This is a genomic window from Candidatus Kuenenia sp. (genome assembly GCF_039794105.1).
In the GTDB taxonomy this organism is placed as follows: domain Bacteria; phylum Planctomycetota; class Brocadiia; order Brocadiales; family Brocadiaceae; genus Kuenenia.
Genome location: NZ_JBDIWA010000012.1, coordinates 44834 through 58100 on the forward strand (window position 1 = coordinate 44834; position 13267 = coordinate 58100).

Annotated in this window: 8 protein-coding genes; 3 read left to right on the forward strand and 5 right to left on the reverse strand. The window is 42.3% G+C overall.

The window, feature by feature from the left end:
- The 3 genes from ABJL82_RS08060 to ABJL82_RS08070 are packed head-to-tail and all read right to left on the reverse strand — an operon-like array spanning window position 1 to window position 3685.
- Window positions 1-1959 carry a BCCT family transporter gene (locus tag ABJL82_RS08060; RefSeq protein WP_347274218.1) on the reverse strand — a complete coding sequence of 653 codons (1959 nt, stop codon included), beginning with the start codon at window positions 1957-1959 and terminating at the stop codon, window positions 1-3.
- 26 nt (window positions 1960-1985) lie between these two features.
- Window positions 1986-2858: a methyltransferase domain-containing protein gene (locus ABJL82_RS08065; protein ID WP_347274219.1), complete on the reverse strand. Its 873-nt coding sequence runs from the start codon at window positions 2856-2858 to the stop codon at window positions 1986-1988.
- Window positions 2855-3685, reverse strand: coding sequence for a class I SAM-dependent methyltransferase (locus ABJL82_RS08070; RefSeq protein ID WP_347274220.1), 831 nt, complete (start codon window positions 3683-3685; stop codon window positions 2855-2857). Before ABJL82_RS08070 ends, ABJL82_RS08065 begins: the two co-directional genes overlap by 4 nt.
- A 602-nt stretch (window positions 3686-4287) precedes the next feature.
- Here ABJL82_RS08070 and ABJL82_RS08075 point away from each other — a divergent pair.
- The 3 genes from ABJL82_RS08075 to ABJL82_RS08085 all read left to right on the forward strand — a co-directional run bounded on the left by ABJL82_RS08075 (window position 4288) and on the right by ABJL82_RS08085 (window position 11066).
- Window positions 4288-5601, forward strand: a complete 1314-nt coding sequence (locus ABJL82_RS08075) for a TldD/PmbA family protein (RefSeq protein ID WP_347274221.1) — start codon at window positions 4288-4290, stop codon at window positions 5599-5601.
- A gap of 490 nt (window positions 5602-6091) precedes the next feature.
- Window positions 6092-8938 (forward strand): PA14 domain-containing protein, encoded by a 2847-nt coding sequence (locus ABJL82_RS08080; protein ID WP_347274222.1) that lies wholly within the window; start codon window positions 6092-6094, stop codon window positions 8936-8938.
- A gap of 133 nt (window positions 8939-9071) precedes the next feature.
- Window positions 9072-11066: a flippase activity-associated protein Agl23 gene (locus ABJL82_RS08085; protein WP_347274223.1), complete on the forward strand. Its 1995-nt coding sequence runs from the start codon at window positions 9072-9074 to the stop codon at window positions 11064-11066.
- A 115-nt stretch (window positions 11067-11181) separates the two neighbouring features.
- Here ABJL82_RS08085 and ABJL82_RS08090 read toward each other — a convergent pair whose 3' ends face one another.
- Window positions 11182-11916 (reverse strand): dolichyl-phosphate beta-glucosyltransferase, encoded by a 735-nt coding sequence (locus ABJL82_RS08090; protein ID WP_347274224.1) that lies wholly within the window; start codon window positions 11914-11916, stop codon window positions 11182-11184.
- A 145-nt stretch (window positions 11917-12061) separates the two neighbouring features.
- The gene (locus tag ABJL82_RS08095; protein WP_347274225.1) at window positions 12062-13264 is read right to left on the reverse strand and encodes a type II secretion system F family protein; all 1203 of its coding nucleotides are present in this window, start codon (window positions 13262-13264) and stop codon (window positions 12062-12064) included.
- Window positions 13265-13267: the final 3 nt, after the last annotated feature.

The following is a 13267-nucleotide window of genomic DNA, read 5'->3' on the forward strand; positions in this document are numbered from 1 at the left end:
TTAACCGGGATCATATTCCGCATGTCTAACGGTAAATACCGGACAATGCGCCTTGCGTACAACAGTCTCTGCAACACTGCCCATAATTGCATGGGATATACCCGTTCTGCCGTGCGTGCCCATTACAATCAGGTCGATAGCATACTCCCTTGCCGCCTTAACGATTTCAACAAATGGAACCCCCTGTACGACGATACTCTCAACGGGCATCTTGCTCCGGACATCTTCTTTTACGCATCTGAGCAATCTATCATTCAATTCTTTGATAGTGCTTTCATCTCCGATATTGAAACGGTAAAGCACCGACTCATTCACACCATGGATACGCGCATCAAGTACGTGTATCAAATAGAGTTTTGATCCATATTTGCCGGCAATCTCTATTGCATAATTTAATGCCTTTTCTGAATATATGGAGTAATCTACCGGACATAGAATGTTTTTTGGTTCAGGCTCAGGGGTACGCGGACGAGTGAGTTGGTAGTCCTTCCTAAGAGCGGTAAACAAGGCAAGGCACATGAAAACCATAATAACTGCGAAGGGCAGGGCAGTGACGATGGAGGCTGTTTGTAATCCGGCCAGGCCGCCGCTGAAAAGCAGTACCGCCGCGATGGAAGACAGTAGAATGCCCCAAATCACTTTGGTCGAAGTGGGAGGGTTTGCACTGCCGTTGGTAGTAAGCATGCCCAGTACGAATGTAGCAGAGTCGGCGGAAGTAACAAAGAAGGTAACGATAAGTAGGGCCGCAAGGGCGCCAAGTACGATGCCCAGGGGGAATTGCTCCAGGGTAATAAAAAGTGCAGAGGTCATGTCGGATTGTACGGCATCGGCAATGCCGCCATCCTGAAAAAGATCAAAATAGAGGGCTGCTCCGCCAAATGCGGCAAACCAGAGGGCGCCTATAACGGACGGAACGAAGAGGACGCCAATTACAAATTCGCGAACAGTCCGACCTTTGGAGATGCGGGCAATAAAGGTACCGACGAAGGGCGCCCAGGCAATCCACCATGACCAGTAGAATAGTGTCCATGACCCAACCCATTCATCACCATGCCTAAAGGGAGTGAGACGGAACGACATCTTCACAAACTCGTGTAAATAGCTGCCGAGAATGGTGGTAAAAGAATCCAGGATGAAAACGGTGGGACCGCAAACCAGGACGAAGGCAAGGAGGAGTCCGGCGATAAGCAGATTAAGGTTGCTAAGATAGAGAATGCCTTTGTTGAGTCCGGTGCTGGCCGAGATAAGATACAAAACCGTAACAATAACTATGATTAGCATTTGGATAGTAGCCGTGTTGGGAACACCAAAAATATGATGTAATCCACCGTTTATTTGTAAGGTACCTAAACCAAGAGAGGTAGCTACTCCACATACAGTAGCAAGGACGGCAAGTATATCAATAAGTTGGCCGATGGGACCGTCCACTTTCCGTCCGATAAGAGGGCGAAAGACTGTACTGATCAATCCGGATTCTCCTCTCCGGAATTGGGCGTAAGCCATGGAGAGGGCAATGACCGCATAAATGGCCCAGGGATGAAGACACCAATGAAAGAAGGAATACCGCAGCGCCATACGGGCAGCTTCAGGCGAATGTGGTTCCGCCAGACCGTGGGGCGGATGTGCGAAATGAGTCATCGGTTCAGCCACGCCGAAGAAAACGAGGCCGATGCCCATCCCGGCGGAGAAGAGCATCGCAAGCCAGGACAAAAAAGAATATTCGGGCGGATCATCCTGTTTGCCGAGTTTAATGCTGGAGTAAGGGCTGAAGATGAGATAGAGGCAAAAGCCGACAAACCCCGCGGTGGACAAGAGATAAAACCAACCGAAATTGTTGATGGTAAAGGTGAGGGCACTTTGGGCAGTATCCGCCAGGTGCTCATGGGCAAAATAACCCCAGAATACCAGCAATGCAGTTAGAACGACAGAAACATAAAAAACCGGCGTATGATGCTTCATGAGATGGCGAAAATGCGCCCCCCCTATCATTGAACCGGTCTGGAGCTTACAAAACTATCATGGGAAACATCCGGTTTTTGGAAAAGGAAGATGCCCCATTTGAGATATCCTTTCTCACCGTTCCTGATCCAGTGACCCAATCCTGTTTTCATTCTCTCAATGTATTCCGGTGTGCACTGCCGGACGATTTCTTTTTCCCGTCCGGTAATTTCCTCAAGAACACGTCCATAATGAATGGGGAGGTGGGAAGACAAATCTTCGAATTTTAGCTCTATCCAACCAAGTTGAGTGGCTATTTGGCGATAAAAACCGGGCGAGCCAAGCGATTCGAGGTGGATTCGCGCCAGCACAGGGGCAAGGGCATCCTTAGGGCATTCGTCACTTTGCATGGGGTCTGTGAAGATGAAGACCCCTCCTGGCTTGAGGACACGATGAACTTCCTCCAGCACCTTTTTGCGGTCGCCGCTGTGAAGGATGGCATCCTGTGACCAGACAACCTCAAAGCTATTCGGGGGAAGCGGGATGCTTTCAAAACTGCCCTCAACTACTTCGATGAGTGAATCCAATCCGGCTTCTTCGGTTTGTTGGCGGTTTTTTTGATTCTGGACGCCGCTGAGGTTGAGGCAAGTAACCGGGCATTGAAACTGCCTGGCCAGGTACCGCGCGGAGCCGCCGTAACCTGCACCGATGTCGAGTACCCGGGTAGATGCGTTCAGCCGCGGAAGGAACGCGCACATGGTTTCGACTGTACGCCTGCTGGCCGTGAATATAGGCTCAGAAGGATACCGATAGATCCCTATATGGATATCTTCACCACCCCATACGGAATAATAAAAATGGTCTGCGCTTTGGTCGTTATAATAATCCCTGGTGGTTGTTTCGAGCTGGGAATACGTCATCGGGCAATTTTCTCTGGTTCGTTTCCGTAGCGTTTCTCAGCGAGATGAATAAAGAAATCGGGATCTGCCTGATGGTAAGTTTCTTCGAAATCACCGATGGTGCGAATTGTCTGGAAACCGACTTCGAACATGAGTCTGCGTGTGTAATCTTTTCGGAGGGGAAACATATTCAGGTGAAAATTGGAACCGTCGTTGAATTCATAGCGAAACCGTGCCAGGCCTTCATCAACATATTCGGGTTCAGCTCTGACGTTTTCGCCGCAGTAATAGTATGTATGTTTGGATTTAAAGCCTTCGTCAAGAATAGCGTCATAATTCCGCTGATCGAGAACAAGAATGCCGTCATGTCGAAGGACGGCGTAAAATTCTGCGAGGGCTTTGCGCCGGTCATGCTCATTGAAGAGATGGGTAAAGGAATTTCCCAGGCAAATCACGGCGTCAAATTTGCCGTGAACATCCCGATTAAGCCAGCGCCAGTCCGCTTGCACCGTGCGGAGAATAAAGCCGTGTTCACGCCCGGTAGCAAAGGCTTTGGCAAGCATTTCAGGGCTTCCGTCAGCACTTACCACTTCAAAACCGGCTTTGAGGAGCCGGATAGAATGAAAGCCGGTACCGGTCGCAACGTCGAGGATTTTACGGGCGCCGCGGCGACGGAGTTCTTCAATAAAAAATTCTCCTTCACTGGACGCACGAGCATCCCAGTCGATCAACTCGTCCCATTTCTCCACAAAACTGTGAACATATTCAGCCTTGTAATGATCGGTTCGCCGGATAGATTGAGGATTTTTGCCGAAATCCTGCTGGTTCTTTTTTGTATTCGTATCCATAATTTGCAGATATCCCTCCTCTGAAGATTTTTCATACGATAAAAGATAAATATGTACGTTTTGCCGATCGGTATTTTTATGCTAACCAGCATGTAAATTTTTGTCAACCATAAAAAATGCTGTTAAAACAACCCTTTCGAGGTATCTCACATTGCCGGTTGCCTGTATCAAGCCTGAGAACGAGGACATAGCATTTTCTAAATCAGTAGTTTTTTTATTTTTTAATAAAGTATTTAATGGTGAAATCCGAAACAAAATAACAAGATGATTTTTTGAAACATTTTAGTTTTTTGAAAAAGTAGAATGCTTTTTTCCCAAGTTCCGCAGACAGGGTCAAATGTTCAATATTCAATTCTCAAATTATTGCTCATTTGAATAATTTTAATTACCTATGCACTTGACGGAACTGACCTTAATTATGTAGTATGCAAACAAAGTATTTTCAGATGAAACAACATAGTCTTTGTAAACTGAGTATATTAACCCTGACGGGGTTCGGAACCCTGTCAGGGTTGCTTCTTTCATTTTCAGGTAAAAATTTGCATGCAATACGGTAAAATGCACATACAATTAATTCAAAATAACGGGGGGGTTTTATTCAAATGGACAAAATTGAAGAGAAGATTCTGGAACAGGCGCTAAAGCATACTGCACACGTTGAAGTTATTTATGAAGAAGGGGAAACACGTTCGGTAAGCTTCGAAAATAATAAACTAAAATACATTAATACTAAATCCGTTCGGGGGGTCGGCCTCCGGGTAATAAAGGATGGAAGGATAGGGTTTTCCTGCACCACCGATTTCAGAAAGCCGGAAAAACTTGTGGCAAATGCGTTGGAGAGCGCAGAATTTGGACAAATTGCCGCGTTTGATTTTCCCCCGCAAAATAATTATCCGCACGTAACCGTTTTTGACAGGGACGTTATTGACTTTCCCATTGAAAAATGTGTAAGTATCGGAAAAGAGGCTATTGAAAGGGCTTTGGCGGTAGATTCCGGCTACGAATGCAGTGCGGGAATAGGGAAAGGCCACGGAAAACAGCGCCTTCTCAATTCAAAAGGCTTAGACATTACCATTGAATCCACCTCGGTGGGCATTGGCATAGAAATCTTACATATTAAAGGACAAAGCCTGCTTTCAATCGGCGAGGGAGAGAGTTCAAAGAGACTTGCAACAGATCTCAATAAACACGTTGATAAAGCGCTCAACGATTTAAAACTAGCAAAGAAGGAAGTAAAATTAAAAACGGGCGACTATCCTGTTGTTGTTACGGCAAAAGCCATGGACGTCTTTCTTTCCACATTTGAAGCAGGATGTAATGGGAAATTATTGCAAAAAGGCGCTTCACCCCTCACCAACAGGCTGGGAGAGAAGATAATAGACGCGAGAGTAAGTATTTATGATGACGCAACTATCGATCTTGCTGATATGAGCTATCCTGTGGACTCCGAAGGGGTGCCTGCACGTCGCACACCATTATTTGAAAAGGGCGTGTTGAAAAACTATATTTTCGATCTACAGACCGCAGGCATTATGAAAACGCAATCAACCGGAAATGGCAACCGCGGGTTTTCTTCCCAACCGTCTCCCGGATACTCCAACATCCTCGTTGAAACGGGTGATATGCCGTTTGACTCAATGGTGAAAGATATTAAATGCGGCATTCTGGTTGACCAGGTGCTTGGCGGAGGACAAAGCAATGTGCTGGCAGGTGAATTTTCCGTAAACATAGATCTCGGATACCTTATCGAAAACGGAGAAATTATTGGCAGGGTAAAGGATTGCATGATTGCAGGGAACGTTTTTGATTTATTTAACAATATCGTTGCGATTGGCGATAGGGCGGAATGGCATGGGTCTACAAAAGTACCGCCATTTTATTTTAAGTCAGTAAATGTGGCGGGAAATGCGGATTGAACTCCTGCTGCATAATCGATTGGCTCAATAGTACATTATCAGTAATTTTTTTGCATTTTGTGGCAAAATAATTAATGGTAAAATCTGAAGCACGAAATCAGAAACAAATTCTACTTACAAAATGATTTGAAATTCTAAACAAGTGCATCTTTCGTATCTCGCGTTTCATGTTTCATATTGTTGCCTGCCTGTGCGTGACCACACGCAGAGGGATGTTTTGGATTTGTTTTGTAATTTTATGCTTTGTTATTCGAATTTGTTTCGTGTTTCGTACTTCGAATTTCTTATTTCCTGCTTGTTTGGTTCCGGCTATGCCAGCTTATGCTTAACTTGTTAGCATCTTTGCGTCAATGCCTCTTTTCCGGAAAACACCGTAGTTCTCCCCTTTAAAAATTTATTGCTTAATCTGAATTTCTATTGTATGTTAATTTGTTTCTACTTTTGATTGAATAGTAAATTAAGTAATTATCATTCTTCACTACACGACCTTATGATACTTGCCATTACCTTTATAATTGTCTCCGTCATAACGGGTTTTCTGGTTACCTACTTTCTGGCAGCAAAATATTCCCTTTTTGAAAGGGGCGCCTATGGAATTGCCATAGGGTTAGGTTTGCAAACATGGCTCGTCTATCTATTCTCTTTAATCTGGAAGCTGCAATTTATATGTATCTATTTTTCCATAGCACTATCATTGTTATTTTGCATCTTATTTTTCATAATAAACCGTAGCGATATAAAACGAAAAATACTCTATGAAGCAACGGACATTAAAAAAGATTTTCTGCTGAATAAAACGTCATATTTTGCACATATTGCCGTTTTTGCCTTTTTTGCCGTGATCTTCTGCCGTCTGTTTTATCGCACCATTATATGGAAAGAAACCGGCATATATGTAGGTTTATCTAACAATTACGGCGACCTGCCTTTACACCTTGCGTACATTACCTCCTTTGCGTGGGGAGAGAACGTTCCGCCTCTCGACCCCGCTTTTGCAGGCAAAAAACTAACCTATCCCATTTTGTCCGATTTCTTATCGGCTATTTTCCTTAAATCGGGCTTAAATTTCAGAGATATATTGTTTATACCCGGTTTTCTATTAACCGTTTCCTTTTACGGCATTCTTTACTATTTTACCTATCGCATAACGAAAAAAAGGCTTGCCGCAACCCTTTCCGCCTTTATTTTCTTTTTATCCGGAGGATTTGGTTTCTACTATTTCTTTCAGGACATTGCGAACACGTCCGGTAGTCTCTGGAAATTTCTTGCCGATTTACCACAAAATTACACAAAAATCCCCCCATTAAATTATCACTGGATTACCCCGTTAACCTGTCTCAATGTGCCGCAGCGGTCTTTCCTTTTCGGATTTCCATTTACTATGCTCATTTTTTTATTCCTCTACACCGGCATACAAAAGAAGCACTGGAAAGAGTTCTTATTTGCAGGCGTCGTTGCCGGGGCATTGCCCTTTTTCCATACCCATAGTTTTCTGGCAATGTTGATGGTAACGATACCATTAGGAATAATTTACTGGGACTGGCGAAAATGGTTTTTATTCTTTTTTCCGGCCTTTATACTCTCACTACCGCAGGTATGGTATTTTTCCAGTCATGTCGACAGTGAACGTTTCTTTAAATTTCAATTCGGATGGATGGCAGGGGATGAAAATTTATTATGGTTCTGGATCAAAAACACGAGCCTGTTCTGGTTTTTTGTAATCGGCGGGGGCATCCTCTTCTTTTTAAAACAAAACACTACTGCATTAAGCCGTTTAAAATATTTTCCGCTCACATTTCTGATACTTTTTTTAATACCAAACATCCTCCTCTTTGCCCCGTGGGCATGGGACAATATAAAAATACTTATTTACTGGCACCTTGGCGTTACCCCGTTGGCGGCGCTCGCATTGACGTATCTCTATGAAAACAAACGTTTGAAGATCCTTTCAAAAACCATTTTTTTCCTTTCGGTGTTTTCCCTCATCGCCGCCGGTTTCATCGATGTTTTTAAATTTGCCATAGTCCCTATAAATGGCTGGAAGGAATTCAGCACGGAAGAAATAGAACTTGCCAAACAGATTGTCAATGAAACTCCTGCCGACGCAATTTTTCTCAACGCAACGGTGCATAACCACCCGGTATTTTTAACAGGACGAAAGGCCCTTATGGGGTTTCCGGGCCATGTTTGGAGTCATGGACACAGCGGTGGCAGGGAACGGGAAGTCGATATTAATGCAATGTTGAGGGGAAAGCCCAATGCCATTTCACTTATTAACAAATACAAAACCGATTACGCGATTATTGGTCCCCATGAAAAAAGAAAATATGCAAACAGGGATTTTTTCAAAAAGAATTATACCTGTATTATCAGTACACGAAGCTATCAGGTATTTGATCTTAACAAGAAAATCACCCCGGATCTTACTTCTGATATAGCAGCCAAAAAAAACGGTTTGTCGGTGCGATATTATGACAACGAAGATTGGAGAGGCGCCCCTGTTTTTGAAGAAATTACTGCCGATATCAATTTCAACTGGGCAAATGATGATGATAAATTTGTGCCAAGTCCATTCAGCATTGTATATGAGGGATACATTATCATTAAGAATACCGGCCAATATACCTTTACATTGGCATCGGACGACGGTTCATGGCTTTATATAAACGAAGATCTCCTTATTGACAATGGCGGAGCCCATAGGGTACAGTCAAAATCCGAAACTATTACACTGAAAAAAGGCGCCCACAAAATGGTCATAAAATACTTTGATAAAGGAGGCGGGGCGGTTTTAAAACTTACATGGAAACCTCTCTCCAGGGGGAGGGAATCAGTTATTCCTGCACGGGCTTTGCTTCCCAAAAAGCCGTTGAACACCCTAAAAAACCGGCAAAATGGGCTGTCTGTTAAATACTATGACACTATAGAGTGGCTAGACGAACCCATTTACGAAGACATTGACGCTGAAATTGAATTTGATTGGACAAGTAATAATACAAAGTTTTTTAACAGTCCCTTTAGTATTATCTGGGAAGGGTTTATCAATATCGATACTGCTGATACTTATACATTTGTATTATCATCAGATGACGGCTCATGGCTTTACATTAACGATGCATTGATAATTGACAACGGCGGTTCCCATATGGTAAAGGAAAAATCCGGTGCTGTTTTTCTCGAAAAAGGCAAACACAAAATTAAGATTAAGTATTTCGATGAAAAAGGCGGAGCGGTGTTCAGATTATTGTGGAAGAATTCTGACGGCAGTGTGGTAAAAATACCTGTTGAAAGATTTTCAGTTCATGAAAATGAATCATCCGAAGCGAACGAAATGTAGCGGTTTTTTATGAATTAGCTGATGGCTCATGACAATCAGCTATCAGCTATCGTTTTAAATCTGTGAAATCTGTGGTTCCCTTAAGCTCCCTGGGATTTAGGAGATCGTTTCTTTAAATTACTATAAAACATCCATGAAAAAACAAACTATACCATTAATCATTGCTTTTTTTGTGCCTGTCTTTATCGCATCACTCTTTCGTTTTTGGGATTTGGATATTCGTCCGCTACATTCCGACGAAGGAGTGAATAGTTTTTTCCTGCGGAATCTGTTTGAGAGGAATCAATATCGTTACGACCCCGCAAACTATCATGGCCCTTTCCTCTACTATATTGGGCTGATCCCTTTTTATGTATTAGGCCAAACAGATTTCTCGTTCCGGCTTATGCCGGTTTTATTTGGGATTATGGTTGTGGCCTCACTTTATCCTTTACGAAAAAGAATGGGGAACATTGGCCTGCTCACTGCCGGGTTACTCATTGCCATCTCTCCCTCTAATTCTTTTTTCTCGAGAGATACTATCCACGAAACGTATTTTATATTTTTTACGCTGACAACTGTTGTCTCTTTTTTTCTCTATTCGGAAACAGGAAAATCCAGATATATCTATTTCGCCGCATCATGCATCGCTTTTATCGTTACAATAAAAGAAACCTACATAATAACATTTACCGTATTTATCATATCATTAATCTGTGCATATGGTTGTGAAGCATTACTTTTTCCCCCCCGTAAGGGAATCAAGTGTATAAAACAAATTTTTAGCGTTTTTGGGAATACCTGCAGGCAAAAATGGCACGTAATCAGCATCAGCATCGGCCTGTTTCTGCTCATTAATTTTTTATTTTATTCATCGTTTTTCACTTACTATGACGGCGTAAAAGGCATTTTAACTACGTTAAAGATATGGACAAAAACCGGCACTCATTCGGCAGGAGGCCACGCAAAACCCTTCTTTTATTATTTTAAATTACTCTATAAATTTGAGCTTCCCATGCTGGTTATGGGAATTGCCGGGGTGTACTATTCATTCAGGTACAGAAACAGATTCGCCATTTTTACCTCCGTATGGGCGGTATTTATCTATGTCATTTACTCATGCATACCATACAAAACTCCCTGGTTGATCATAAATCTTACCCTTCCGATTGCAATCTTAGCCGGCATTTTTATAAACGGATTATTTAAAATTATCACACGCAAATGGCATTACGCAATTTTCTTTGCAATATACACCGGTGTTTTTTGCTTCTTCTGCTATCAATCTATCATGTTAAACTTTGTAAATTATGATGATGAGCGATATGAGCTTGTGTATGTTCAGACAAAAAGAGATGTTTATAATTTAATAGACCGGTTAGAAACGCTTTCAGGCATATGCGGGAAGGACATGGTGATAAACATCGTTTCAAAGGATTACTGGCCGCTACCCTGGTATCTCCGGGAGTACAAACACGCAAATTTCTGGGGGAAAGTGATAGATAATCCCAATGCACCCGTTATTTTAGCGGATAAAAAGGGAGATAATGATTTAAAGGGAAAACTAAAGGGAAATTACAAAAACGAACGGTTTGTTTTGCGTCCGGGCGTATGGATCACCGCATATATACAACAAGGATTATATGATAGTGCCTTTGCTCATGAAACCGGGAGAGAAACGTTTACGCGATTGCCTTTGAATGTCTCCGCAGAGGAGCTTGATCCGGGATTAAAGGCTCAGTACTACTATAACATTGAATGCATTGGAAAACCTTTTTCCTCGTCCATTGAAAAAGGCTCTATTTCTTTCACGTATAATGATGAGACCAAAAAACCTTACCGGTCTCCTTTTGGAATAGCATGGGAAGGCTATCTGCATATTCAAAAAAGCGGGGTTTATCAATTTGCCACAAGGTCAGACGACGGGTCTTTTGTCTACCTTGATGAAAACCTTGTGGTAGATAATGGAGAGCCGCATGCCGTGCGGTATATTTCGGGAACGATGTTCCTCGAAGAAGGGTATCATGCTATACGGATTCAATATTTTGATATTGGAGGCGGGGCCATTATGGCGTTATTATGGAAACCGCCTGGCGGGCAAGAAACGTTGATTCCCGGCGATATATTTTTTCACAAAAAACCGGATTAGCAGGGGCGAAGCATTTGCCCGTTTGGGCGTGAACGCATTTATGACAATATACAACAAATGCTTCGCCCCTACATTGCAATTATTGGAATTTTTCAAAAATCCAAAGTATTACGGACTAGCCGTAATAGCCTTTCAAATCATTTATTTTTATCATTATAATATCCTTCAGCATTTGCAGTGAATGCCTTACAGGACTTACCTTGCTTAGCGTGGAATTTCGCCATTTGATCGGTATTTCTTTCATCTTAAAATGAAATTTATTGGAAAGATAGAGCGCCTCAACGTCAAATGCAAACCCCGCTATTCTGCACTTTTCAAAGACCTTTCTCACGGCGTCTCTTTTAAATCCCTTAAATCCGCATTGCGTATCTATCACCCCGCCCATTAATAGCCACCGGATAATGCAATTAAAGATTTTGCCCATCTTTTCCCTGTACCATGGCTGATGTATTATTATATCCGCCCCAAAAATGCTTCTCGACCCGATAATCACATCATAGCCTTTTGTTTTAAGGTAGGGTAAACATTTATCAATCTCTTCTATTGGCGTAGAGAGATCGGCATCGGTAAAAAAAACATACTCGCCATTTGCCGCCAGCATACCCCTTTTCACGGAATAACCCTTGCCCTTGTTTTTCTTATTTTTCAACAGGATTATGCCGCTCTTGTTTGCATGTGAAAATTCGTTTATCTTTTTTATGGTATTATCCACAGAACCATCATCCACCACAATAACTTCAGAAAGATACTCCTGTTTCGAAAGGAAGGCACAAACACTTTCCAGGGTAGGTAAAATTCTTTCCTCTTCATTATATGCGGGGATTATTATCGACAGGAAGCATTCTTTCATTATAACCATTCACAGAAAGGGTTAAGGGACCTGGAATTTTTTATTATACCGTAGCAGTTGGCAGTCAGCAGTCGGCAAAATTGCAGATTGTGGACTGTGGACTGGGGACTGGGGGTTGTTTATCACAACTTATTGAGAAGTTACTTTAAAACTTCATATCATTTACACTAAGAATTGCAGTAAGCATAGAGATAACAATAACACCAATAACTGCCCCCATGAGCAATATAAGCACAGGCTCCACCATCGTCACGAGACGTTTCATCCGGCTTTCTACATCCGCATCAAAATTGTCCGCGACCTTAAGAAGCATCCGGTCCAATTTCCCTGTTTCTTCACCTACCTTAAGCAAATGGATTGCAATTTCAGGCAGAAAACCTCTCTCCGCAAGTGAAACGGTAATACCGGCGCCTTCTTTTACATTTGTCTTAACACCGATGAGAATCTCAGAAAGATACTTATTTGACAAAACATCTTTGACAATATCTAAAGACTTCAGCAACGGAACACCGTTTTCTAACAATGTACCCATCGTTCTCGCGAATCTGGATATCTGCATTTTCCATAACAGATTTCCCATGAGAGGCAATTTCAATTTTTTCTGATCTATTTTGGCAGCAGTAGTATTATCCTTCATCGCCCTTTTATACATGAAAAATACCGCCATAATCACCGCAATAAAAATCCAGCCATATTTTATACCATATTGGCTCATCCCCATAAGCACCATTGTTGAGAATGGCAGAGAAATGCCCATCCCTTCGAAGATTTGAGAAAATTTAGGGATAACATAAACAATGAGCGCCCCAATCGACAAGAGCCCTGTACTGCTTAACAACAAAGGGTAAATCATTGCCGAGATAATTTCACCTTTTGTTTTCTGCAATTTTTCCTGAAAATCACCCAATCTCTTTAAAACCTGCGGTAAGACGCCCCCTTCTTCTCCCGCACGCACCATGCTGATGTAAATACTGGAAAATAATTTTTCATGATTTTTAAGCGCCTCTGTGAATGACTTTCCCGACTTAATCCCATTCAACAAATCTTCAATAACACTCTTCATTGCATTTTTTTCCTGTCCCGACAACAAAATAGACAGGCTTTTGTCAATTGGGATGCCCCCTTCAAGCAGCGTCGCCAATTCCTGCGTAAACGGCAAAACAGCCTTTTTACTTACCCGTTTAAAAAATAATTCAAATTTTTTCCCCTTGTCTATCTGATGTATATTTAAAATAATATGCCCTGACTTCCGGAGGTCGCTTATTAAGCTTGTTTTGTTTTCAGCCTCTTTTTCGCCTTCTACTATATTGCTGGAGCTGGTTAATAATTTATATCTGAATGTAATCATCGC